The organism is Roseibium sp. AWQ4_290, from assembly GCF_056160985.1.
The window spans coordinates 1-21,298 of sequence record NZ_JBSWYG010000004.1 but is presented as its reverse complement, the minus strand read 5'-3'; the positions used below and the strand labels follow the sequence as shown (position 1 = coordinate 21,298).

At 60.7% G+C, this 21,298-nt stretch carries 19 protein-coding genes; 13 read left to right on the top strand and 6 right to left on the bottom strand.

The genetic code is table 11. The annotated features are described in order from the left end of the window. Positions 1-6 precede the first annotated feature (6 nt). From ACXAH0_RS05205 to ACXAH0_RS05195, 3 genes are all read right to left on the bottom strand, one after another. The gene (locus ACXAH0_RS05205; protein WP_475184243.1) at positions 7-519 is read right to left on the bottom strand and encodes an ureidoglycolate lyase; all 513 of its coding nucleotides are present in this window, start codon (positions 517-519) and stop codon (positions 7-9) included. Further along, on the bottom strand, positions 516-1,931 hold the full coding sequence (gene puuE / locus ACXAH0_RS05200) for an allantoinase PuuE (RefSeq protein ID WP_475189548.1): 1,416 nt from the start codon (positions 1,929-1,931) through the stop codon (positions 516-518). The genes ACXAH0_RS05205 and puuE overlap by 4 nt, the downstream gene beginning before the upstream one ends. A gap of 109 nt (positions 1,932-2,040) precedes the next feature. Beyond that, positions 2,041-2,724, bottom strand: coding sequence for a TetR/AcrR family transcriptional regulator (locus ACXAH0_RS05195; RefSeq protein WP_475184239.1), 684 nt, complete (start codon positions 2,722-2,724; stop codon positions 2,041-2,043). Between the two features lie 174 nt (positions 2,725-2,898). Between ACXAH0_RS05195 and ACXAH0_RS05190 the strand changes: the two genes are divergently transcribed. Continuing rightward, a complete protein-coding gene (locus tag ACXAH0_RS05190) occupies positions 2,899-4,071 on the top strand; it encodes an HlyD family secretion protein (protein WP_475189546.1) in 1,173 nt (390 codons plus the stop codon). A gap of 4 nt (positions 4,072-4,075) precedes the next feature. Further along, positions 4,076-5,632 carry a DHA2 family efflux MFS transporter permease subunit gene (locus ACXAH0_RS05185; RefSeq protein ID WP_475189545.1) on the top strand — a complete coding sequence of 519 codons (1,557 nt, stop codon included), beginning with the start codon at positions 4,076-4,078 and terminating at the stop codon, positions 5,630-5,632. Between the two features lie 283 nt (positions 5,633-5,915). Here the strand turns inward: ACXAH0_RS05185 and ACXAH0_RS05180 are convergent, their stop codons facing one another. Then, the gene (locus ACXAH0_RS05180; protein WP_475184233.1) at positions 5,916-6,833 is read right to left on the bottom strand and encodes a LysR family transcriptional regulator; all 918 of its coding nucleotides are present in this window, start codon (positions 6,831-6,833) and stop codon (positions 5,916-5,918) included. 107 nt (positions 6,834-6,940) lie between these two features. Between ACXAH0_RS05180 and ACXAH0_RS05175 the strand changes: the two genes are divergently transcribed. Both ACXAH0_RS05175 and ACXAH0_RS05170 read left to right on the top strand, forming a co-directional pair. Next, positions 6,941-8,203 carry a urate hydroxylase PuuD gene (locus tag ACXAH0_RS05175; RefSeq protein ID WP_475189543.1) on the top strand — a complete coding sequence of 421 codons (1,263 nt, stop codon included), beginning with the start codon at positions 6,941-6,943 and terminating at the stop codon, positions 8,201-8,203. 149 nt (positions 8,204-8,352) lie between these two features. Continuing rightward, complete coding sequence (locus tag ACXAH0_RS05170) at positions 8,353-9,687, top strand: MFS transporter (RefSeq protein ID WP_475184228.1); 1,335 nt, start codon at positions 8,353-8,355, stop codon at positions 9,685-9,687. A 173-nt stretch (positions 9,688-9,860) separates the two neighbouring features. Here ACXAH0_RS05170 and ACXAH0_RS05165 read toward each other — a convergent pair whose 3' ends face one another. Beyond that, positions 9,861-11,492 carry an alpha-D-glucose phosphate-specific phosphoglucomutase gene (locus ACXAH0_RS05165; protein ID WP_475189542.1) on the bottom strand — a complete coding sequence of 544 codons (1,632 nt, stop codon included), beginning with the start codon at positions 11,490-11,492 and terminating at the stop codon, positions 9,861-9,863. 252 nt (positions 11,493-11,744) lie between these two features. Next, positions 11,745-12,563 carry a helix-turn-helix transcriptional regulator gene (locus ACXAH0_RS05160; RefSeq protein WP_475184224.1) on the bottom strand — a complete coding sequence of 273 codons (819 nt, stop codon included), beginning with the start codon at positions 12,561-12,563 and terminating at the stop codon, positions 11,745-11,747. Positions 12,564-12,649: 86 nt separating this feature from the next. Between ACXAH0_RS05160 and ACXAH0_RS05155 the strand changes: the two genes are divergently transcribed. The 9 genes from ACXAH0_RS05155 to ACXAH0_RS05115 all read left to right on the top strand — a co-directional run bounded on the left by ACXAH0_RS05155 (position 12,650) and on the right by ACXAH0_RS05115 (position 21,157). Next, a complete protein-coding gene (locus ACXAH0_RS05155) occupies positions 12,650-13,738 on the top strand; it encodes an ABC transporter ATP-binding protein (RefSeq protein WP_475189541.1) in 1,089 nt (362 codons plus the stop codon). After that, positions 13,738-14,664, top strand: a complete 927-nt coding sequence (locus ACXAH0_RS05150) for an ABC transporter permease (RefSeq protein WP_475189539.1) — start codon at positions 13,738-13,740, stop codon at positions 14,662-14,664. The genes ACXAH0_RS05155 and ACXAH0_RS05150 overlap by 1 nt, the downstream gene beginning before the upstream one ends. After that, positions 14,661-15,470, top strand: a complete 810-nt coding sequence (locus ACXAH0_RS05145) for an ABC transporter permease (protein ID WP_475189537.1) — start codon at positions 14,661-14,663, stop codon at positions 15,468-15,470. Before ACXAH0_RS05150 ends, ACXAH0_RS05145 begins: the two co-directional genes overlap by 4 nt. 37 nt (positions 15,471-15,507) lie before the next feature. Then, on the top strand, positions 15,508-16,536 hold the full coding sequence (locus ACXAH0_RS05140; RefSeq protein WP_475184217.1) for an extracellular solute-binding protein: 1,029 nt from the start codon (positions 15,508-15,510) through the stop codon (positions 16,534-16,536). Between the two features lie 16 nt (positions 16,537-16,552). Further along, positions 16,553-17,329, top strand: coding sequence for a carbon-nitrogen hydrolase family protein (locus ACXAH0_RS05135; RefSeq protein ID WP_475189536.1), 777 nt, complete (start codon positions 16,553-16,555; stop codon positions 17,327-17,329). Continuing rightward, on the top strand, positions 17,326-18,690 hold the full coding sequence (locus ACXAH0_RS05130; protein WP_475189534.1) for an aminotransferase class III-fold pyridoxal phosphate-dependent enzyme: 1,365 nt from the start codon (positions 17,326-17,328) through the stop codon (positions 18,688-18,690). The genes ACXAH0_RS05135 and ACXAH0_RS05130 overlap by 4 nt, the downstream gene beginning before the upstream one ends. Positions 18,691-18,753: 63 nt before the next feature. Beyond that, the gene (locus ACXAH0_RS05125; RefSeq protein WP_475189532.1) at positions 18,754-20,004 is read left to right on the top strand and encodes a flavin-containing monooxygenase; all 1,251 of its coding nucleotides are present in this window, start codon (positions 18,754-18,756) and stop codon (positions 20,002-20,004) included. 22 nt (positions 20,005-20,026) lie between these two features. Further along, the gene (locus ACXAH0_RS05120; RefSeq protein WP_475184210.1) at positions 20,027-20,449 is read left to right on the top strand and encodes a RidA family protein; all 423 of its coding nucleotides are present in this window, start codon (positions 20,027-20,029) and stop codon (positions 20,447-20,449) included. A 33-nt stretch (positions 20,450-20,482) separates the two neighbouring features. Further along, entirely contained in the window at positions 20,483-21,157 is a 675-nt protein-coding gene (locus ACXAH0_RS05115; RefSeq protein ID WP_475189531.1) for a DUF1028 domain-containing protein, read from the top strand. The last annotated feature ends 141 nt before the right edge of the window (positions 21,158-21,298 follow it).

Here is a 21,298-nt window from a genome sequence, read left to right as displayed (position 1 = left end):
TGTTCCCTACTGCACAACGGCTTCAACGATATAGGGCTCGGGAAACCAGAATTCTTCCAGATTGTCCCCTTCGCCGATCCGGTCAACCACAACGAACCTGCCGGGTTTCCCAAGCGGAGCGAGCACCCCGTGCCAGGTGCCCCGGTGCAGATTGACCGACTGCCCGGGCTGGCTGACAAAGGCTTTCAGGTTGACCGGCTGACCATCCTTGTCGCTGGCAACAATCACCAGCATGGGCACCCCATCGACCGGAATGAAGGCCTGGCTGCCGTCCGGGTGCCGCTCCACCATATCGACCTTGTAGGGCAGCGCGCGCGCCTTGGCATCAAACAGGCTGATGCCGGCGCGCCCGGATCCGAAGTCGAGCGCTGCCAGATCGTGGTGACGGCCGCACATGCCCTGATTGATAATCTTGTCCGGGGCGCCCGACACCTCCATCACCTCACCATAGGGCGCAAAGGCGGCCACAGTCAGCGGCACGGCCGTCAGGCCGGGGTTTGGTTTCCCGGTCCCCGTCACGGCAAAAGGTCCTTCAGCCGGTGCCGGGCAATGCGCTCCACCTGAAAACAGGCTTCGCGGAATTCGGTCTCCCGGTCATTGCCGATCCGCCGTTCAAAAGCGGCCAGAATGGATGGCTTGTCATGATCCCGAACGGCAATGATGAACGGAAACCCATGTTTCTCCACATAAGCTGAATTGAGCGCAGTGAAGGTCTCCCGCTCCTCGTCGGTCAGAAGATCCAGTCCGGCCTGCGCCTGTTCAGAGGCGCTTTCCGCCGTCAAACGCCCCGCCTGGGCAAGTTTGCCCGCCAGATCCGGATGGGCGTTCAAAACCCCAAGACGCTCGTCTTCGCTGGCGGAGCGGAACATGCGGCACAGGGCATTGTGAACCCCGGCGGCGCAATCATGGGCCGGGCCGAGTTCCAGATCAAAGGCGCGCTCCGCAATCCAGGGTGAATGCTCAAAAATGCCACCAAAACGCTCCACAAACTCCGCGCGGTCCATCCGGCTCGGCTTCAGGCTGCGCCGATGCGGATGCTGGGCCCGCCAATGGGCTGCGATATCGATCCGGCGCGGGCACCAGACCCCGTCATGGGCCTGGATATGCTGAAGAAATTTCTGCAGCGCGGTGATCTTTCCCGGACGCCCGGCGAGACGGCAATGCAGACCGACCGACATCATTTTCGGCACGTCCTCATCGCCTTCCGCGTAGAGCACGTCAAAGGCATTGCGCAGATAGTTGAAGAAATCCTCCCCGTCGGTCCAACCGGGAGAGACGGCAAAGCGCATGTCATTGGCTTCCAGGGTGTAGGGAATGATCAGCTGATCCCGGTCCTCCACTTCCAGCCAATAGGGCAGATCGTCATCATAGGTGTCGGAGATATAGTCAAAGCCCCCTTCTTCGGCGACCAGACGGACCGTGTTTTCCGAACAGCGGCCGGTATACCAGCCGCGCGGGCGTTCCCCAACGACTTCCGTATGCAGACGGATGGTTTCGGCAATCGCCGCCCGTTCTTCCTCTGCAGGCATGTCCTTGTGCTCAACCCATTTCAGGCCATGGCTCGCGATTTCCCAGCCCGCTTCCTTCATGGCCTCGACCTGCTCCGGACTGCGGGCGAGCGCTGTCGCCACCCCGTAGATGGTCAGCGGAATGCCGGCCCTGGTGAACAGGCGGTGCAAGCGCCAGAATCCGGCCCGGGCGCCATATTCATATATGGATTCCATGTTCCAGTGCCGCTGCCCCTGCCATGGGGCGGCTCCGGCAATATCGGAAAGGAAAGCTTCTGAGGCCGCATCCCCATGCAGCACGCAATTCTCTCCGCCTTCCTCGTAATTGAGGACAAACTGAACCGCCACCCGGGCGTTGCCCGGCCATTTCGGGTCCGGCGGAAACGGGCCATAGCCCCTGAGATTGCGAACATAGCGTGACACGTATCACCTCCGGTGTTTTTCTTTTTATAGACCAAAATCCGGCCTGCAGTTTCAGGCATTTCTTGAAACAGTCACCTGCGATCCGGTGTCTGCTCCCGTTGGCTCCGGGTCATGCCGGTGCGCTGCAATAGGCTGCCAGAAACGCATCCACACCGGCGTCGACATGACGGTTGATTTCGTCATCTGAAGGCGCTTCCTGCAGAATGGCAAACAGCCGTTTGCGCCACAGATGCCCCGCCACCAGATCGTTGAAATGATAAACGGCCAAGTCGATCTCCCTGACCTGAAGCCGCCCGGCTGCGATCTCCGTTTGAAGGAAGCGGCCAAGCAGGGCCGCTGCTCTGCCAGCGCCTTCACTGTAAAACCGGGCTCCCAGATCCGGCATCTTGTTTGCCGCACCTATGACCACTCGTTGTGCTTGGATAACCTGTTCCGAACTCAGGATCCCGGCGATACAGCGCCCGAAGGCGGCCAGCTTGTCGCGCATGGACCCTTCGACCTCAAGCGCGGCTGCCATCTCGGGATAAAACCGTTGGCGTTCGCGGTCCACAAGGGCCTCGAACAGATCGACCTTGTCGGCAAAATAGACATAGAGCGTGCCCTTGGACACACCTGCTGCGCGGCAGATGTCGTTCATGCTCGCCGCGTCAAACCCCTTTTCAAAAAACACCTTGCCCGCACCATCTAATATCAGGTCTCGCTTGACCGGGTCCTCGCCTGCGGCATGGCGGCCGGGTTTGTCTTCGCAGGTGCGCTCGCGCGATCCGTCCGGGGCCAAAATTCGTGTATCCATCAAAACCTCCAGAGTCTGGAATATAATCGAACCATCTGGTTCGATAAACCCTTGAAACCCGGCATCGTCAGCGCTATCTGCTCAATCGAACCAACTGGTTCGACGCATTTCGACCGGCAAATCATATCCCGGGCAGGCAAAACCCGTCTCCCCGAACCCCGAAAAGCCCTTTTCATGAAACACGATCCGATTGATCAGCCTCAGCGCTCACAGTCACAGCCGGTGACCAGGGACAGCCTGGATCAGTCCCCAGCGTCCGGGACGCCCGCAAAGGCAAGACGCTCCTGGCGCAAACGCGTGCTTCCCGGCCTCATTGCTCTGGCCGCTCTCACAGGGGGGGCCTATGAGGGACACGCATGGTGGACCACCGGCCGCTTCATGGTCTCAACCGACGACGCATATGTTCAGGCCGACATCACCCTGATTTCCTCCCGGGTGCAGGGATATGTGAAGGTGCTTTCGGTTTCCGACAACGACCATGTCAAGGCCGGAGACATTCTGGTTAAGCTGGACGATGGCGATTTCCGGATCGCTCTCAATCTGGCCAAACGCAAGGTCGAGACTGCCAGCCAGACACTCAAACGCATCAAGGCCCAGATCGAAGCCGCCCGGGCTTCCGTTGCCCAGGCCGAAGCGAACCGGGACGCTGCCAAGGCCCAACTGCGCAATGCGAGGATCAGCTTCAGCCGGATCAGCGACCTTGTGGCCCGGAAGGTCACCTCTCAGGCCCAGATGGACAGCGCCACCGAGGACCAGGATACGGCCCAGGCCAAGCTGGCCAGTGCCAAAGCGGCCGCCGACAGCGCCAAAGCCGAAATCGCGGTGCTTGAAGGGCAATATGGCGAGGCAAGGAGCCAACGCCAGGAACTGGAGCTGGACGTGGCCCAGGCACAGCGCAATCTCGACATGACAGTGCTGCGCGCGCCCACCAGCGGCACCATTGCCAATATTGCGATCGAAAAGGGAGATCTGGTGACAGCCGGCAAGCGTCTTGCCGCGCTGGTCCCGGACCGCAGCTACTATATTGAGGCCAACTTCAAGGAAACCCAGATGGAAGGGGTTGCCCCCGGTGCCAAGGTCCATCTGACCTTCGACGCCCTGCCGGGGCGGAGCTTTGACGGCACGGTTGCCTCTGTAGCACCAGCGACGGGCGCCATTTTCTCCCTGCTGCCCGCCGAAAACGCCACCGGAAATTTCACAAAGATTGTCCAGCGCGTTCCGGTCCGGATCAACATTCCCCAAAAGGCCCTTGAAACGCGCGCCATTCGCGCGGGCCTGTCGGTCGTCGTGGATGTCGACAGCCGCACAGCCGGAGACCATCCGGTCTCTGTCGCCCACGCGGACTGATCAGATGGCCGCCGCAGAAGCCGCCGCCGCCCCCCTGACCCGCCGGCGGCTTTTTGCCTTCCTGATCATGGTCGTCGGCATGTTCATGGCGATCCTTGACATTCAGATCGTTTCAGCTTCGCTCAAGGATATTCAAGCGGGCCTGTCCGCCAGTTCCGACGAGATCAGCTGGGTTCAGACCAGTTACCTGATTGCCGAAGTGGTCATGATCCCGCTGTCGGGATTTCTTGCCCGGATGATGTCGACCCGGTTGCTGTTCACGCTTTCTGCCCTTGGTTTCACGGTTTCCTCGCTCCTGTGCGCTGCCTCCGGGTCCATCAATGAAATGATCCTGTGGCGTGGCCTGCAAGGGTTCCTGGGCGGCGGCATGATCCCCTCGGCCTTTGCCGCCGCTTTTACCATCATCCCACCCGACAAGCGCAATATCGTCTCACCCCTGATTGGCCTGATCGCCACCCTGGCCCCAACGGTCGGCCCGACGGTCGGGGGCTATCTCGGCCATGCCTTTTCATGGCACTGGCTGTTCCTGATCAATGTCGGCCCCGGGATCGCCGTAACCCTTGGGGCATGGACCCTGATCGATTTTGACAAGCCGGACTGGACCCTGTTGCCCCGCTTCGACTGGTGGGGGCTTATAGCCCTGGCCGCGTTTCTCGGTGGCCTTGAATATGTGCTGGAAGAAGGACCCTCCAATGACTGGCTGCAGGACGAGACCGTCGCGGTCCTGGCCGCCGTCATGATTGTGGGCGGCCTTATCACCTTCTGGCGGGCCCTCACCCGTGACGAGCCGGTGGTCGATCTGTCTTCCTTCCTGAACACCAACTTCGCCGTTGGCTCCCTGTTCAGTTTTGTTATGGGAATCGGCCTTTACGGTCTGACCTATCTTTACCCGCTCTATCTGGGGTCCGTCCGGGGATATGACAGCCTCATGATCGGCGAGACGGTCTTCGTCTCCGGTATTGCCATGTTCTGTTCCGCGCCTCTGGCCGGTTTCCTGTCGGCCCGCATGGATCTGCGCGTCATGCTGCTCATTGGCTTTCTCGGCTTCGCCACCTCAACATGGCTGCTGACAGGCATGACCGCAGAGTGGGACTTCAATCAATTGCTACTGCCACAGATCCTGCGCGGTCTGTCCCTGATGATCTGCATGGTGCCAATCAACAATCTTGCACTCGGCACCCTGCCGCCATCCAAAATGAAGGGCGGCTCAGGCCTGTTCAATCTCACGCGCAACCTTGGGGGCGCCGTCGGGCTTGCGGGCATCAACACGATCCTGTCCGACCGCCAGGACCTTCACAGCTTGCGCCTGTCGGAGGCCGTGTCCTGGAGCAATCCGGAAGCCATGCGGCAGCTCAACATGATGGCGGCGAATTTGCAGGCCCGTGGGATCGATGGCCAGACGGGTGCACTCAAGCAGATGGCAGACCGGGTTGCGGCCCAGGCACTAGTTCTGTCCTATATTGACGTTTTCCTGCTGATTTCCCTGCTGTTTGCGACTTTGGCCGCCGGGGCGCTGCTGATGCGGAAACCGCCTGCGGCGGCCTCTGCCCCGTCCCATTGATTTGGGGAATAGCTGTTGCCTCGCGCCGGTCAGATTGCACAAGGAGGAAGCCCATCCCCCCCGGCCAGGCAGCTGTTGCAGGCACGCGCGCAATTTGCCGGTGACGAATTCCATAACCAGCACGATTACAAAGATCACCAGAATGATGGTCCATTCCAAGAATGCGGACCTGAAGGGCCGCGTCATCGAAGCTCAGCCGGGCTGCTGGCCCCTGACAAGCGTTGAGCTGGTCTCTTCAAATGCCTGTTTCCCGGCGCTCCACAGGCCGCCTCCGGCAGCGCCGTCACCGCGCCGGCAAACCGGCCAGAAACGCCTGGATGTGCCGGATCATGAAATCCAGAAACAGACGCACTTTGGGGTCCTGCCGCTTGCGGTGGGTAAACAGGCAGGCCATCTGTACCGGCACCGGCGGCTCGTTTTCCAGCACAGGCACAAGCCGCCCGGCCGCCAGGTGATCGGCAACTTCAAAAACCGGTTTCAGGACAATGCCATGGCCCTCCAGCGCCCAGCCGGTCAGAACATCCCCGTGATCGGATTCAAACGGGCCGCGGACACTCACCCGTTTGACACCCTCGCGGGTTTGCAGGGGCCATTGGAATTCGGGCGCCCCGGGATAGCGCATGTTGAGGCAGTCATGGGCACCGGAGCCCAGATCCTGGCTGCCGCGTGGCGCGCCCTTGCGTTCCAGATAGTCCGGGGCGGCGCATAACACCCGCGCACAGTCCGCAATGGTGCGGATCTTCAAGGTGGAATCTTCCGGAAGGCCCAAAAAGAAGGCTGCATCCAGCCCTTCTCCGGTCAGATCCACCTTGCGGTCCGACAGGCGCAGCCGGATATCGATCAGCGGATTGGCCTGTTTGAACTGCGGGATGGCCGGGGCGATCAGCCTTTGGCCCAGGCCGATGGGCGCGGCAATGAACAACGTGCCCCGGGGTGAGCGGGTCGCGGTGCTGATTTCCGCCTCCGCCTCTTCCACTGCATCGATGATCTTGGTCGCCCCCCGGTAAAACAAGGTGCCATGCTCGGTCGGGCTCAGCGCCCGGGTGGTGCGCTGAAACAGGCGGACATTCAAATGCTCTTCAAGCTGGGAAACCCGCGCGGAGGCAACAGCAGAAGAAATGCGCAGATCACGTGCCGCAGCGGACATGTTGCCCAATTCATAGACCCGCAAAAACGTCCGAATATTCTCCAGATAGGCCACAGCCCGATTATTCCGTTTTTTTTGAAACTGCTCGGAATTATGTCGAGATACCAGAGAAATTCAAGTTAGACTAGGCTTGGCGGGACGATAGGACTGGAGAGACATTCATGCTGGACATCGCCATCATCTGGGACTGGCTGGAATTTGCCGTCAGATGGCTGCACGTGGTTACGGCGATTGCCTGGATCGGGTCGTCTTTCTATTTCATCGCCCTGGATCTCGGCCTGCGCAAATCCCCCCATTTGCCAGCCGGTGCCTTTGGCGAGGAATGGCAGGTCCATGGCGGTGGGTTCTACCACATCCAGAAATACCTGGTGGCACCGGAAAACCTGCCCGAGCATCTGGTCTGGTTCAAATGGGAAGCCTATTCCACCTGGCTGTCCGGCGCCGCCCTCTTGATGATCGTCTACTGGGTCGGCGGGGAACTGTTCCTGATCGATCCGGAAAAGACGGATATGGCCCTGTGGCAGGGCATCCTGATCTCTGCCGGGTCCCTCACGATCGGCTGGCTTGTCTATGACCGGCTGTGCAAATCAAGGCTCGGTGACAGCCCCACCCTGCTCATGATCCTGCTGTTCCTGCTGCTGGTGGCCATGGGCTGGGGCTACACCCATGTCTTTACCGGCCGGGCGATGATGCTGCATCTGGGCGCTTTCACCGCCACCATCATGACGGCGAATGTGTTTCTCATCATCATTCCCAACCAGAAGATCGTTGTGGCCGATCTGAAGGCCGGGCGGACGCCGGACGCAAAATACGGCAAGATCGCCAAGCTGCGCTCCCTGCACAACAATTACCTGACCTTGCCGGTCGTTTTCCTGATGCTCAGCAATCACTACCCGCTTGCCTTTGCCTCCGAATACAATTGGGTGATTGCCGGGCTGGTCTTCCTGATGGGCGTTACAATCCGGCATTATTTCAACACCAAACATGCGGGCAAGGGCGCGCCCATGTGGACCTGGCTGATCACCGCCATCCTGTTTGTGATCATCATTCAGCTGAGCATGGCGCCCATGTGGAAGGACAGCAGTCTGGAGACCTCCGAAGCCCGGCCGCTGACCCCGGCCGAACAGGTCTTTGCTGACGCGAAGGGATTTGAGGATGTCATGGCCATCGTGCCGGGGCGCTGTTCCATGTGCCATGCGCGCGAGCCCTTTTATGACGGCATTCACTGGGCGCCCAAGGGCATCGTCCTGGAGACCAGGTCCGATGTGATCCGCGCGGCCCAGAAGATCTATCTGCAGGCGGGCCTGACCAATGCCATGCCACCGGCCAATGTCTCCTTCATGGAAGCGGACGAGCGGCGCACCATCGTCAACTGGTACCGGGATGCCCGCTCCAAGTCCCCGTTTGGCATCGCTGCGAAATAAAACCGCCGCAAAGTCTCTTTCTGCCTTCCTCTTGAAAAGTCGCCGAGTCCGGCCGCCCTCTTGCTACTGGTGGCACCGGGCGGCTATCGTAGCGGTACGGACTGGGCAGAGAGTGCTCTGGCCGTTCCCTCCTGCAAAGCCGATACGCCATGTTCACTGTCCTTGCCAACCGCACCTACTGCCACCTGTTTGCCGCGCAGATCCTGGCGCTGTTCGGCACCGGCCTGATGACCGTGGCTCTCGCCCTTTTGGCTTATGACCTTGCCGGGCCCAATGCGGGTGCGGTGCTTGGCACCGCGCTCGCCATCAAGATGATCGTCTATGTGACCCTGTCGCCGGTGGCGGCAGGGCTTACGGCACGCCTGCCCCGCCGGGCCGTTCTGGTTACGCTGGACCTGATCCGGGCAGGCACCGCGCTTGCCCTGCCCTTTGTGACGGAAGTCTGGCAGATCTTTGTGCTGATCGCCGTCCTGCAATCCGCCTCCGCCGCCTTCACCCCGACCTTTCAGGCCACCATTCCCGATGTGCTGACAGAGGAGGACGATTACACCAATGCGCTGTCGCTCGCCCGCCTGGCCTATGACATGGAAAACCTGCTCAGCCCCGTGGTGGCCGCAACGCTGATCGGGCTGGTTGGTTATCACTGGCTGTTCAGCGGCACCGTCGCCGGTTTTCTGCTGTCTGCCCTTCTGGTTGTCACCGTAACCCTGCCGGTGGCCAATGCCGTCAAGGGCCTGTCCGCTTTCAAACGGATTTCCCAGGGCTTGCGGATCTATCTCCAGACCCCGCGCCTGAAAGGCCTTTTGGCCCTCAACCTGACCATCGCCGGAGCCGGGGCCATCGTTATCGTGAACTCGGTCGTCATTGTCAAAACCCTGCTGAACGGCACGAACAGCGATCTGGCGCTCGCCATGGCCGCCTATGGCGGCGGCTCCATGGCAATGGCTCTTGCCCTGCCCCGCGTGCTGACCATGGTCAACGACCGGACCCTCATGTTCTGGGGCGCCATCGCGCTGCCGCTTCTGGTGTCAGGTTTTGCCGCAATGATGGTTTTTGCGCCTCCGGCAGACCTGTGGCCCTGGCTGTTGGTGACCTGGCTGCTGATGGGGCTCGGCAATTCGGCTGTGCTGGTGCCCTCCGGACGGCTGCTGCGCAAATCCGCCCATCCGGAAGACCGGCCCATGGTCTTTGCCGCGCAGTTCGCTCTCTCCCATGGCTGCTGGCTGATCACCTACCCGCTGGCCGGGTGGCTGGGCAGCAGCGCCGGTCTGCCGGTGACCCTGATCACCCTTGCTGGCGTTGCCGCCATCGGCACGCTTTTAGCCTCCCGGCTGTGGCCCTCGGACGACCGGGACGTGATTGCCCATGAGCATCCCGAGCTGCCGCCCGATCATCCCCATCTGAAGCACGCCCATGGCAAACATCACGCCCATATTTATGTGATCGACACCTTGCACGCGACCTGGCCCGCCCAGCGGTTCTAGAGCATCGTGCGATAAGCCGCCGCGCCTGCTTTTTCCCGAAACACGCCACGGCCCATCTGATCGCGCAAAGCTGCCGCAAGATCGGGCAGCCCCCATCCTTCGCGGAGCATCCGGCAAATACTTAGAGCACCGCAAAAGACAAACCGGTTTGAAACCGAAGGAACCCGGCCCGCTCAGGTCATCACATCCGGCGCCGTGCGCCCGGTATGGGCCTGTAAACGGCTGATCGCGGAGACCGCCCCGGCAATCTCCTGAAGAGCTGCCTGGGTTTCAATGCCCAGGTCACCGGTCTCCGGCTCATAACGCTCCAGATAGACCCGGATGGTGGCGCCTTCCGTCCCCGTGCCCGACAGGCGCAAGACACCGCGCCCGCCGCCCTCGAACCAGATCCGGATGCCCTGATTGCGGCTGACGGAACCGTCGACCGGATCTTCATAAGAGAACTGGTCAGCCGCCGTGACCGCGCAGCCCCCGGCGTCCGTTCCTTCCAGTCCCGGCAGTTCCTCCACCAGCTCCGCAAAGAGGGTCTTGGCCGCTTGCGCATCCACCGCTTCATAGTCGTGACGCGAATAATAGTTCCGGCCATAGGTGGCCCAATGGCGGGTCAGGATGTCCTGAACGGAGCCGCCGCGCACCGCCAGAATGTTCAGCCACAACAGCACAGCCCACAGGCCGTCCTTTTCGCGCACGTGGTCAGAGCCCGTACCTGCGCTTTCCTCACCGCATAGGGTCACCTTGCCCGCATCCAGCAGATTGCCGAAGAATTTCCAGCCTGTCGGGGTCTCATAACAGCCGATGCCGAGCTTTTCAGCGACCCGGTCACAGGCCGAGCTGGTGGGCATGGACCGGGCAACACCGGCCAGCCCTTTGGCATAGCCCGGCGCCAGATGGGCGTTGGCGGCCAGCACTGCAAGACTGTCTGAGGGCGTGACATAAATGCCCTTTCCCAGGATCATGTTCCGGTCGCCATCGCCATCGGATGCGGCCGCAAAATCCGGCCCGTCCGCAGACATGACCAGATCCACCAGCGGCTTGGCCCAGATCGGGTTCGGATCTGGATGGCCTTTGCCGAAATCAACAGAAGGCACAGCATTGAGAACCGAGCCGGGCGCCGCCCCCAGCTCGTCTTCCAGGATCGCCTTGGCATAGGGGCCGGTTACTGCATGCATGGCATCAAAACGCAAAGAGAACCCACTCTCGAACAGGGCCCGGATCTTCGCAAAATCAAACAGGGAACGCATCAGCTCCGCATAGCTGGCCACGGGATCCACGATCTCCACCACCATGGCCCCAAGCTGCTGTTCCCCCGGCACCGTCAGATCAAGGTCTTCACTGTCCAGCGTGTGGTATTCGCTGATCTTTGTGGTTTCCTCATAAATGGCGGCGGTCACCGTTTCCGGAGCCGGGCCGCCATTGGAAATGTTGTACTTCAGACCGAAATCCGCATCGATCCCGCCCGGATTGTGGCTCGCCGAGAGGATCAGCCCGCCATCCGCCTTGCTTTTGCGGATCAGGTTGGAGGCTGCCGGGGTCGACAAAAGCCCGTTGGCCCCGACGATCAGGCGCTTGGCCCCATTGGCCGCCGCCATGCGCAGGATCGTCTGAATGGCTTCGGCATTAAAGAACCGGCCGTCGCCACCAACAACCAGCGTCTTGCCGGCGGCTCCACCCGTGCCGTTGAAGACCGACTGGACAAATGCTTCCACATAGCCGGGGGCCATGAAGACCCGGGTCTTCTTGCGCAGCCCGGACGTTCCAGGCTTTTGCCCTTCGAACGGCGTACAGCTATGGGTAACCTTGGACATGATGGTCAGTGCTCCTTACGCAAACGGTCGTGGACGGGGAAAGAGGGCTGCCGCTTTCCGCCGTCCGCTTTTGAAACTGGTATGGGGGATGAAGTGTTCTGGCAAATTATGTGCGTGCCTCTTGAACGAGCCGCTTGAAACCTGTTCGGGACCGGCAGATCAAACATGAAGATGCGATCCCTTCCCGGGCGCGTACCGTAGCGGCCTCCACCCCTTAAAACAAGACAAGCGGATGCCTGCCGATTCGGCAAATTAGTCCTTGGAGATGTTGGTTTTATGATCCGCTTCGGACAGAAGCGGCATGAACAGGGAAAACAGCTCCGCCTGGGACGAGATGGTACATTTGCGGTAGAGTTGCTTGCGGATCACCTTGACCGTCTGAAAGCTGATGCCGAGCCGGAGCCCGATCGACACGGACGAATGTCCGCGCAGGATCAACAGCGCCACCTCTGCCTGGCGCGGGCTGAGCCGGACTCCAAGCTTCTGTTCCCCGGCCGCGATCAGCCGCCGGGTCAGATCCGCCTCCGAATAGACCCCGCCTGTTTCCAGTGCGCACCAGTGCTGCCCGGCAAGACTGCACACGATGGGGGCCAGACGACTGGCCAGATGCAGGTCCCGGCTGGAATAGCGCCGCGCAGAAGACGCATCTCGTCCAAGGCAGATATGCACCGAAACGCCTTTTGACGGATAGGCGATATAGCCGATCTCATCGATCAGCGTGGTCCGCTGATAATAGGATGCGTAATATTCGTTGCGCTGGAACTGGTCCGGCGCAATGTCTTTCAACCGGTAGAGCCCGGCGGGCGCTTCCTCCACATGCAGGGTGTGGAACGGATCCAGCAGGTAGATCCCGGCGACATAGTCACTGTCGAGTTTTTCATGCACCCGCTTTTCAACCGCCTGGGCAAACAGGACTTCCGGCTGCCGGTCCTGGAAATAAGCCAGCATGGTGGTGTTGTCGATCTGGAAGCAGCGGTTGAGCCATTGATACAGCACCCCTTCAAAGCGCTCACTGCCAAGCGCTGCGATCGCCTCGCCCAAATGGCCTTCCGCTGAATTTGGCAGATGCACCGCCGCCCCCTTTAAGATACCTCCTTGGGGGTATATACCCCTAAATTGGTTCTTTTTACGCTCAAAAACATAAAAAGAGGGGTATCATGCAAGACGCGCAGATGACCAGCCCGGAAATTGCCGTTTCCGTTAATCAAGTTGTCAAACGCTATGGCAGCTTCACTGCGCTGCATGGGGTTTCGCTCGACATCAGAGAACGGGAATTCTTCACCCTGCTGGGGCCGTCCGGCTGCGGTAAGACCACGCTTTTGCGCACCATTGCCGGGTTTGAGGACGTCAGCAGCGGCCATATCCGCCTGAAGGGGACCGATCTAACCGCGCTGCCGGCCCACAAGCGGCCGGTCAACACCGTGTTCCAGCAATATGCCCTTTTCCCCCATATGAGCGTTACCGAAAACGTCCTGTTCGGTCTTTTGCGCAAGGGCTGGAGCCGGGTGGACGCCGAGCGCCGCGCGCAGGATGTGCTGGAGCTGGTGCAGCTTTCCGAGTTCGCCAAACGCAAACCTGCGCAATTGTCCGGTGGCCAGCAGCAGCGGGTTGCGCTCGCCCGTGCCCTTGCCCCCCGGCCCGAAGTTCTGCTGCTGGATGAGCCACTCTCCGCCCTGGACCTGAAACTGCGCCAGGCCGTTCGCACCGAGCTGAAGACACTGCAACGGGAAACCGGCATCGCCTTCATCTTTGTGACCCATGACCAGGAAGAAGCGCTGACGATGTCAGACCGCATTTCGGTCATGTCCAACGGGCGGGTTCAGCAGATCGGCTCGCCCAGAGAGATTTATGAAACGCCTGTGAACCGCTTCGTGGCCGATTTCATCGGCGAGACCAACCTGCTTGACGTGAACGTCATCGCCATTGACGGGGATCTGGCCTCCGTGGTCCTGCCCGGCGGCACCCCGTTCCGGTGTCCTGCTGCCGCCGTTGTCGATCCGGGCCTGGGTCATTTGTCCGTCCGGCCGGAGCGCATTCAGGTTACTGGTGCAGGCGCCGGAGAACTGAGCGCAACAGTGACGGGCCACACCTATCTGGGCACGGATATTCAGCTGCATGTCCGCCTTGCCGATGACGAAACCCTGACGGTTCGCCTGCAAAATGCGGAAACCACCCAAGTGCCTGAAAAAGGCACGGAAGTTGGCCTGAAACTGGAAGCAGGTGCCGCGCGCCTGCTGGCAGACTGATGGCAGCCGGTGCGCCCATGGGCGCCGGCACCTCATCGGAAATCTACAAGGGCAATGCGGGCCGGCTGATGCTGCCCACCTGGGTCTTTATCGGCATTTTCCTGCTGGCTCCGGTTGCCATGATGGCGGTCTACTCGGTCCTGACCAAAGAGTTCCGGGGCGGGGTTATCTGGGATTTTTCCCTTGCGGCCTATGACCAGTTCTTTTTCGACCGGGGCCTGTTTGGAGACGAGCCGCCGCGCCTTGAATGGACCTATATCGGCATTTTCTGGCGCTCGATCTGGCAGGCCGGTCTGGCGACTTTTGTCTGCCTGCTGATCGGCTTTCCGACCGCCTGGTTCATCGCCACACGGGAGGCCAGAACACGCTCCATCTGGCTGTTTCTGATCACCATTCCTTATTGGGTCAATCTTCTGATCCGCACGGTGTCGATGAAATTCCTGATCCGCGACACCGGGCCGCTCAACGAATTCCTTCTGGCCAGTGGCGTCGTTTCCGAGCCGCTTGGCCTGATCAACACCAACTTCGCCGTTCAGCTGGGCCTGTTCTATTCCTACCTGCCCTTCATGGTTCTGCCCATCTATGCGGCTGTCGAACGGTATGACTTTTCCCTTTCCGAGGCCGCTGCCGATCTTTATGCAGGCACCTGGACGATCCTGCGTCTGGTGATCCTGCCGGTGGTCAAGCCGGGCATTGTCGCTGGCTGTATTCTGGTGTTCGTTCCCTCCCTCGGCGCCTTTCTCGCCCCCGACCTGCTGGGCGGAGCCAAGACCTTCATGATCGGCTCCCTGATTGAGGAACAGTTCAAGGGCAATGCGGGCAACTGGCCCTTTGGCGCTGCCGCCTCGATGATCCTTCTGACGCTGGTTCTGTGTATCCTGCTGATCTATGCACGTAATCAGACCCGGGCGGAGGCACGGTCATGACCGCCAAGACAGACATCCGCCGTTTTCCCGGTTTTCTTGCCATCACGCTCACCTGTCTCGTCGTACTCTACGCGCCGCTCATCGTCGTGGCCGTCTATTCTTTCAACGCCTCCACCTCGATCACCAATTGGGGCGGCGTGTCGCTGAAATGGTATCTGGATGTCTTTACCGGTCCTGAGGCCCCGAAGTTTCAGCAGGCGGCCGTCAACTCTCTGACCATCGCCGTCTGTGCGGCCGTCACCGCGACCGCCATTGCAACGGCCGCCGCCGTGGCCATGACCCGGGCCGGGCGCTTTCGCGGCAAGACCTTCAGCTTTGCCCTGATCAATCTGCCTTTGATGGTGCCCGAAGTGGTAACCGCAGTTGCCAGCCTGGTGTTCTTTTCCGCCATCGGCTTCACCACCGGCCTCCTCACCATCCTGATCGCCCATATCGTCTTCTGCATTCCCTTTGCCTATCTGCCGATTTCGGCAAGAATGCAAAGCGTTTCCGACATGTATGAACAGGCGGCGATGGATCTTTACGCCACCCCGCGCGAAGCCTTTACGCTGGTGCTGCTGCCCCTGATGATGCCCGGCATTCTTTCCGGCTTTCTTCTGGCCTTCATCATCTCCCTGGATGACTTCCTGATCACCAATTTCGTGAAAGGCGCAGGGATCGAAACCCTGCCGACCGCCATTTTCGGCTCGGTCAAACAGGGTATCAAACCGAATATCATGGCCATTTCCACCCTCATGCTGGGGGTATCGATCGTCTTTGTTTCCCTGTCCTGGCTGATTGGCCGGGCAGGCCAAACCCGAAAATAACAATAAAAGAGCACACCCAGACAGAGTGGAGTTTGAAATGAAGAAATTGCTTCTCACAACCGCACTGGCCCTCGCCAGCCTCACCGGCGCGGCCCAGGCCGAAGGAAAATTGTCGATCTATCACTGGTTCGAATACATCCCCCAGGAGCTGCTCGACAAATTTGCCAAGGAATACGACGTCGAAGTCACCATGGACACGTTCGACAGCAACGAGGCGCTGCTGGCCTCTCTTAAAGCCGGCAAGCTCGGCAGCTATGACGTGGCCGTGCCCGGCGACTACATGGTGGAGATCATGAAGGGGGAAGGCATGCTCGATACATTCGAGCCCTCGGAACTCTCCAATTTCGGCAATATTGAAGACAAGTGGCTGGATGTGTCTTTTGATCCGGGCCGCAAGAGCTCCATTCCCTATCAGTGGGGCTCCACCTCCTTTTCCGTCAACAAGGATGTCTATGGCGGCAAGCTGGACAGTCTCGCCCTGATCTTTGATCCGCCCGCCGAGCTGAAGGGCAAGATCAACGTGCTCGACACGGCCGGAGAAACCCTGACACTGGCCTCGCTCTATCTCGGCATTCCCCAGTGCACCAGTGACCGCGCCCAGCTGAAGGAGCTGAACGCCCTGGTGCAGAAAGCCAAGGCCGATTGGGCCTCCTTCGGCTCCGACGTTGCCAAGGACGTGCTTGTGTCCGGGGACGCCGCTGCGGGCATGATCTGGTCCGGCTTTTCCGCCAAGGCCCGTGGAGAAGGCGCCAATATCGAATATGTCTTCCCGAAAGAAGGCATGATCGTCTGGATGGACAATGTGGTGCTTCTGAAGGACGCTCCGAACCGGGAAAACGCCCTGAAGTTCATGAACTTCCTGCTGGAGCCGGAAAACGCGGCGGCTGTTACCAACTATGCCCAGTATACCGCCGGGGTGAAGGGCGTTGAAGAGTTCCTGACGCCGGAAGTTGCCAATTCGCCGGAATCCAACCCGCCTGCAGACCAGAAGGGTGTCTTCGTTCAGGCCTGCCCGGAAGAGGTGCAGGTGCTTTATGACGCCATCTGGACCAATTTGAAAAAGTAAGCTGGGAACTGCGGCCATGAAACTGGCTCTCTACCAGGGTCCGCCGATCGGCGGTGATATCGAGGCGGGCTTTGCCCGTCTCGAAACCCAGCTGGCAGCAGCAGGACGGGCCGGGGCCCAGATGGCCGTTTTCCCGGAACTGTTCCTGCCCGGCTACAACCGGCCGGACCTGCACCAGGACCTGTCCCAGCCCCTGGGCGGCCCCTGGTGCGAACGGTTTTCATTCCTTGCGAAACAGACCGGCTGCGGCCTTACCCTTGGCTGGGCCGAGCGGGATGGCAGCACCGTTTACAACAGCGCAAGTGCCTATGACGGGGCAGGCAATCTGCTCGGCCACTACCGCAAGATCCAGCTTTTCGGGGACATGGAAAAGGCAAGCTTTTCTCCGGGCGACAGCTACAGCCTGTTCGACTTTGCGGGCCACAGAACCGCGCTCTTGATCTGCTATGACATCGAATTTCCCCAGCATTGCCGCGCACTGGCAGATCAAGGCGTCAGCCTGGTTCTCGTGCCGACCGCCAATCCCGCGCGCTTTGAGCATGTCTCGCAGACATTCGTTCCCGCCCGGGCGGCGGAAACCGGCGTGACCATCGTCTACGCCAATTTTTGCGGCTCGGAAAACGGCCTCACTTTTGCTGGTCACTCCGTCATGGCCGGTCCGGACGCGCAGATGATGGCCGCTGCCGGGCGCGGCGAAGCCCTGCTGGTGGCCGATATTGGCCCGGTCCGGGAGATCGCTCCGGATCTTATGTCCATGCAACACAAAGACTTTCGGGAGGCAAAACTCACATGACCCTTCAGAGCCAGATCACCACCGATGCGGTGCTGACCGCCGACACCCACCTAATCCAGTCTTTTGCCGATCTGGACCTTTTGAAACAAAATGGCGCCCGCACGGTGATTGTCGGTGCCAAGGGCGCCATGGTGCGCGACAGTGAAGGCAATGAGCTGATTGACGGAATCGGCGGCCTGTGGTGCGTCAATGCCGGTCATGGCCGGGCGGAAATCATCAGCGCCATCACCGAGCAATTGCAGCAGCTCGATTTCTATTCGACCTTTTACAATTTCACTCATCCGGCCGCGGCCGCTCTTGCCCGGAAGATTGCAGAACTGGCCCCCGGCCACCTGAACACGGTCTATTTTGCCAATTCCGGCTCGGTGGCCAATGACAGCGCCGTGCGCATCCTGCACCATTACAACAACCGTCTGGGCCGGCCGAACAAGAAAAAGATCCTGAGCCGCTTTGGCGCCTATCACGGCTCCACCCACCTTGCCATGGCCATGACGACCCCGGTCTATTCGGAAGGCTGGGACGCTGCGGACGGCCTTGTCCATCACCTCAAGAGCCCGCACCACTGGCGCGAGGGGGAAGGCCTGACGGAAAGCGAATTCTGCGATCTGCTGGTCGCCGATCTCAAAGATACGGTTGAGCGCCTTGGCGCGGACAATATCGCAGCCTTCATTGCCGAGCCCATCCAGGGCGCGGGCGGGGTCATCACGGCACCGAACGGCTATCACAAGCGCATGGCGGCAGTCTGCGCTGCCTATGACATCAAATATATTGCCGATGAGGTTGTCACCGCTTTCGGGCGGCTCGGGCATTTCTTTGCCTCTGAAGAGGTCTTCGGCCACACGCCCGATATCATCACCACCGCCAAGGGCCTCACCTCCGGCTATCAGCCCCTGTCAGCCACCATTGTGTCCGACGAGATTCACGAGGTGATCTCCCGCCCAGGCGGCATGTTCCTGCATGGCATGACCTATTCCGGCCACCCGGCCGCCGCCGCCGCAGGCCTTGCCAATATCGCGCTTCTGGAACGCGAGCGCATTCCGGAAAAGGTGCGCACCAGCGGCAAACTGTTTGAAAGCACGCTGCACAAGCTGGCGGAGCACGGGATCGTCGGCGAAGTGCGTGGCAGCCATTTCATGATGGGTATCGAATTCGTCAAGGACAAGGCCACCAAGCTGGGCTTTCAGCCAGAAGACAAGATCGGCCTGAAACTGGCCCGTGCGGCCCAGAAACGCGGCCTGATCGCCCGCCCTCTTGGAAATATCCTGATCCTGTCCCCCACCCTGATCATGACCGACGACCAGATCCGTCAGGTTGGCGCCATTTTGGAAGACAGTATCGAGGACGTCGCCAAAAGCGTTTGAGACGCAGCAAAGGCCGGCCCATCAGAGGCTTGGCCCCTATGCCATGAACGGGAGATGAGCCCCATGACAGCGGAAAAAGTGGAGGCCCTTGTGGTTGGCGGTGGACAGGCCGGGATCGCCATGAGCGAACACCTGACCGGCCACGGCCTCAGCCATGTGGTTCTGGAACGGGGCCGCATTGCCGAACGCTGGCGGTCCGAGCGCTGGGATTCCCTTGTCGCCAACGGTCCGGCCTGGCATGACCGGTTCCCCGGTCTCATCTTTCATGAAGACGGACCCGAAGCTTTTGTGCCCAAGGAACGGGTGGCGGACTATTTCGTCCGCTATGCGGAGCATATCAAGGCCCCGGTGCGCTGCGGTGTCGAGGTGACCAGCGTGACGCAGCTAAGGGGCAAACCGGGCTTCCAGGTTGACACAAGCGCCGGGACTTTTGAGGCCCGTGCCGTCATCTCCGCAACCGGCGCCTTTCAGACACCGCTGATCCCGGACATTCTCCCCAGGGACAGCGGCCTGCACCAGATCCACTCGGCCCACTATAAAAACCCGGAAGAGCTGCCGGAGGGGGCCGTGCTGGTGGTGGGAGCCGGATCCTCCGGCAGCCAGATCGCCGAAGAGCTATTGACCGCCGGGTGCAAGACCTATCTTTCGGTCGGGCCCCATGACCGCCCGCCCCGGCGCTATCGCGGCCGGGACTTTGTCTGGTGGCTCGGCGTCCTGAACAAATGGGACAAGGAAGCCTCCCCCGCAGATGAGCATGTCACCATCGCGGTGAGCGGCGCCAGGGGCGGCCGGACGGTGGATTTCCGCCGCTTTGCAGAAAGAGGCATGGTGCTGCTCGGGCGCACGGAACGCTATGCGGATGGCAGTTTGCATCTGGCAGACGATCTTGCCGCCAACATCACCCGGGGCGACGCGGCTTACCTTGCGCTTCTGGACGAGGCCGACGCCTATGTTACCCGCACAGGTATCGACTTGCCGGAAGAACCTGAGGCCCGGCAGATCGGCCCGGCTCCCGATTGCATGACCCACCCTTTGCGGCAGCTGGACCTGAGGGCGGCGGGCATTTCAACCGTCATCTGGGCCACAGGCTTTACCCGCAATGACAGCTGGCTAAACCTGGATGCCTTTGACGCTAAAGGGGCGCCTGTTCACCGGCGCGGCATATCCCCCGTGCCCGGCCTTTATTTCCTCGGCCTTCCCTGGCAGACCCGGCGTGGCTCGTCCTTCATCTGGGGCGTGTGGTATGACGCCCGATATCTGGCCGACCACATCGCCAAACAGGCCGCCTATCTGCGCTATCCCGGCCCGGCTTGACCATCAACATCTGGAGCGGCTCATGGCCCATAAAAGATTCCGCAAGTTCAACACCAAGGACACCTATCCCGACCAGAAGCTGGACAATGACCTTTGCCAGGTGGTCGCCGCCAGGGGCACAATGATCTTCGTGCGCGGCCAGATCGGCCAGGACCTAGAGACATCACACTCCGTTGCCATCGGCGATGCGGCGGGTCAGGCGGAGCAGGCCATGGCCAATATCAAGATGCTGGTGGAAGAGGCCGGCGGCAAGCTGGAGCATATCACCAAGGTCACCATCTATCTGGTCGATCCCCGGTTCCGGGAAGACGTCTACCGGGTGGTGGGCAAGTGGCTGAAAGGGGTGTTTCCGGTTTCCACCGGTCTTGTTGTCTCCGCCCTCGCCCGGCCCGAATGGCTGGTGGAAATCGATGCCATTGCCGTTGTTCCCGATGCTGACACCTAGCTCGTCCGCCACGGTCCAAAGGAGGCCACGATCATGACCTTTTCCATCGCCGCCCGCTGCCAAACAACCGGCAGCCTGGGCATGGCCATTTCGTCCTCCTCCCCGGCCGTTGCCGCCCGCTGCGCTTTTGCAAGGGCCGGCACTGGGGTTGTCGCCACCCAGAATATCACCGATCCGTCCCTTGGCCCCAAGGGCCTTGACCTGATGGCGGGAGGGCTTGGTGCGCAAGCCGCCCTTGCCCGCCTTCTGGAAGGCTACGACACGGCGGACTGGCGCCAGCTTATCTTCCTGGATGCAAACGGACAGACGGCGGTCTTCTCAGGCCGGCATACCCTTGGCACCAACGCCACGGCCCTGGGGCCGGACTGCGCGGCAGCCGGAAACCTCCTCGCCAATCGCGATGTCCCTCAGGCCATGACCGACGCCTTCAGCGCCTCAACCGGCGCTTTGGGCGACCGGCTGATCGCAGCCCTTGAGACGGGTCTTGCCACAGGCGGTGAAGCTGGCCCGGTCCATTCCGCCGGTCTTTATCTGGTGCGGGATGTCAGCTGGCCGGTCGCTGATCTCAGGGTCGATTGGGCCGAGCAAGACCCGATCGCAGACCTCAAAACCCTCTGGAACCTCTACAAGCCCCAGCTGAACGACTATGTCACCCGTGCCCTGAACCCGGCCTCGGCACCGGACTACGGAGTTGCCGGAGAAGCGTGAGCGCCTGATCCTCGCCCTAATACCACCGAGCATTACTGTCCGGGAAAATTCTGATTTAGGATAAAAAAGGCCCGTTTTGTAAGGAGATAGTCTAGAATCGTGGTTGCAACGCCTGATTCAGAATCTCTCCCAAAAACGGAC

What these genes read in the sequence shown, in the direction of transcription:
- ACXAH0_RS05155 (WP_475189541.1), top strand. Translation starts at nt 12,650, where the DNA reads ATGCAAGACGCGCAGATGACCAGCCCGGAAATTGCCGTTTCCGTTAAT.
- ACXAH0_RS05140 (WP_475184217.1), top strand. Translation starts at nt 15,508, where the DNA reads ATGAAGAAATTGCTTCTCACAACCGCACTGGCCCTCGCCAGCCTCACC.
- ACXAH0_RS05115 (WP_475189531.1), top strand. Translation starts at nt 20,483, where the DNA reads ATGACCTTTTCCATCGCCGCCCGCTGCCAAACAACCGGCAGCCTGGGC.
- ACXAH0_RS05170 (WP_475184228.1), top strand. Translation starts at nt 8,353, where the DNA reads ATGTTCACTGTCCTTGCCAACCGCACCTACTGCCACCTGTTTGCCGCG.
- ACXAH0_RS05175 (WP_475189543.1), top strand. Translation starts at nt 6,941, where the DNA reads ATGCTGGACATCGCCATCATCTGGGACTGGCTGGAATTTGCCGTCAGA.
- ACXAH0_RS05150 (WP_475189539.1), top strand. Translation starts at nt 13,738, where the DNA reads ATGGCAGCCGGTGCGCCCATGGGCGCCGGCACCTCATCGGAAATCTAC.
- ACXAH0_RS05135 (WP_475189536.1), top strand. Translation starts at nt 16,553, where the DNA reads ATGAAACTGGCTCTCTACCAGGGTCCGCCGATCGGCGGTGATATCGAG.
- ACXAH0_RS05130 (WP_475189534.1), top strand. Translation starts at nt 17,326, where the DNA reads ATGACCCTTCAGAGCCAGATCACCACCGATGCGGTGCTGACCGCCGAC.
- ACXAH0_RS05190 (WP_475189546.1), top strand. Translation starts at nt 2,899, where the DNA reads ATGAAACACGATCCGATTGATCAGCCTCAGCGCTCACAGTCACAGCCG.
- ACXAH0_RS05120 (WP_475184210.1), top strand. Translation starts at nt 20,027, where the DNA reads ATGGCCCATAAAAGATTCCGCAAGTTCAACACCAAGGACACCTATCCC.
- ACXAH0_RS05165 (WP_475189542.1), bottom strand. Translation starts at nt 11,492, where the DNA reads ATGTCCAAGGTTACCCATAGCTGTACGCCGTTCGAAGGGCAAAAGCCT.
- ACXAH0_RS05195 (WP_475184239.1), bottom strand. Translation starts at nt 2,724, where the DNA reads ATGGATACACGAATTTTGGCCCCGGACGGATCGCGCGAGCGCACCTGC.
- ACXAH0_RS05145 (WP_475189537.1), top strand. Translation starts at nt 14,661, where the DNA reads ATGACCGCCAAGACAGACATCCGCCGTTTTCCCGGTTTTCTTGCCATC.
- ACXAH0_RS05185 (WP_475189545.1), top strand. Translation starts at nt 4,076, where the DNA reads ATGGCCGCCGCAGAAGCCGCCGCCGCCCCCCTGACCCGCCGGCGGCTT.
- ACXAH0_RS05125 (WP_475189532.1), top strand. Translation starts at nt 18,754, where the DNA reads ATGACAGCGGAAAAAGTGGAGGCCCTTGTGGTTGGCGGTGGACAGGCC.